Origin of the sequence: Streptomyces sp. NPDC001508, assembly GCF_040298665.1 — a bacterium.
Classification (GTDB): Bacteria; Actinomycetota; Actinomycetes; order Streptomycetales; family Streptomycetaceae; genus Streptomyces.
In genome coordinates this window covers 1-1,657 of record NZ_JBEPAP010000157.1, presented here as the reverse complement: position 1 = coordinate 1,657, position 1,657 = coordinate 1, and the positions used below count along the sequence as shown (strand labels likewise).

The window sequence follows — 1,657 nt, the reverse complement described above, 5'->3', positions numbered from 1 at the left end:
ACAGTCGCGTGGATCAACGAGCCGCGATCCGAGGCAGAACCCCAGAAACAGAACTCATAGCATCAAACTGTCTCATTTGACTTGACAGCTTCCGAGGCGGCCCGTAAGGCACTTGCAGCACGCCTTCGGGATATTCGCCTAGACGCTGGTCTGAAGGCCCGTGAGGTAGCCGTACAGGCTGGCTGGCATCCTTCCAAGGCGAGTCGGCTGGAGAACGCCGTAACGCCCCCCTCGGACGCCGACATTCGCGATTGGTGCCGCATCTGTGGAGCCGACGATCAAGCTGCCGACTTGATCGCTGCCTCTCGCTCGGCGGAGTCGATGTACGTCGAGTGGCAACGGCTCCAGCGCACCGGGCTACGCCGACTCCAGGAGTCGTACGTACCTCTCTTCGAGCGCACCCGAACCTTCCGGATCTACTGCTCCAACGTGGTGCCCGGCCTGCTCCAGACCCCCGCGTACGCAAGCGCGCTGCTGACTGAGATCACCGACTTCCGGCAGACGCCCAATGACATCACGGAGGCTGTGGCCGCCCGCATGGATCGCGCGCGGGTTCTCCGCGAAGGAGATCACCGGTTCGCCATCCTCGTTGAGGAAGCCGTCTTGCGGTACCGCATTGGTGACGCCGGAATCATGGCCGGACAACTGGGCCATCTCCTGTCGATCATGTCCCTGCCGGCGGTCTCCCTGGGAGTCGTGCCGTTTACCGCCTCAAGGCACATGTGGCCGCTGGAGACGTTCTCGATCTACGACAGCGCACAAGCCCAGGTGGAGCTGCTGACAGCGGCTGTGAACGTCACGGCGCCGTCGGAGATCGAGCAGTACGCGAGAGCGTTCGAACGACTGTCGGAAGCGGCAGTCTATGGGGCCACGGCGCGAACCTTGATCACGAAGGCCATCGAGACGCTCGGCTAACTCGCGTGCAATTTCGTAGAACTTCGTAGAGCCCCGATGTGGCCCGTTCCTAGCGTGGTCTGCACGACCAGAGGAGGGGCGAGCGATCATGGCGAGCGACGCAAGAGCCCGGCTGTCTGAGGCGTTCGACCTGTTCGGCAGCAACGGCATGCTGTTGGTGTTCTACGACCCGGATGACCCCTTGGGAACGACGGCTGAAGGGGCGGATGCTGCGCTTCATTCGGGAGTGGGCCGTACGACCCTTCGTGAACGGGTCGCCGAAGCCAATGCTCGGAGCCGTGGCGAAATCCTCTGATGGCGCGCACCGACCCGCGCTGCCCCAAAAACGATCACTCAGGTTCTGTGGTCGTACGGGGAGTACTGCGGAACGTGTGCCGGACACCGCGAAATCTGGTGCCCCATCTGCTTCGGCTTCGAGGGTTGTTCGGGCTGCAACAACCGGCGGAGGGTGCTTTGCCCTACCTGTGCCGGCGGTCCGCTTCTGCCCAGTGCCTGGTGACCATTTCTCGCTGATCTCCACCCCTGTCGGATCTGACCCGATTCCCTATGCCCCATGGCTCGGAAGCCCGGCAGGGGCGGGCAACATCCCGTTCCGCATACAGCGGGACGGTTCAAGAGGCACCTTCCAACTGGAGGTATCCAGATGCTTAACCTCGATCTTTCGTGACGGTCCGTCGGTTTCTCTGGCGGGCCGTTTCGGTCGTCCGGGCTGATCACGGGCAGGTGTATGGCCCGGCTGTCG

Annotated in this window: 2 protein-coding genes; both read left to right on the top strand. The window is 63.0% G+C overall.

The features are described 5' to 3' along the window. Window positions 1–81: 81 nt before the first annotated feature. Window positions 82–915, top strand: coding sequence for a helix-turn-helix domain-containing protein (locus ABT245_RS45820; RefSeq protein WP_351747090.1), 834 nt, complete (start codon window positions 82–84; stop codon window positions 913–915). Between the two features lie 88 nt (window positions 916–1,003). Next, a complete protein-coding gene (locus tag ABT245_RS45815) occupies window positions 1,004–1,210 on the top strand; it encodes a hypothetical protein (RefSeq protein ID WP_351747088.1) in 207 nt (68 codons plus the stop codon). Window positions 1,211–1,657: the final 447 nt, after the last annotated feature.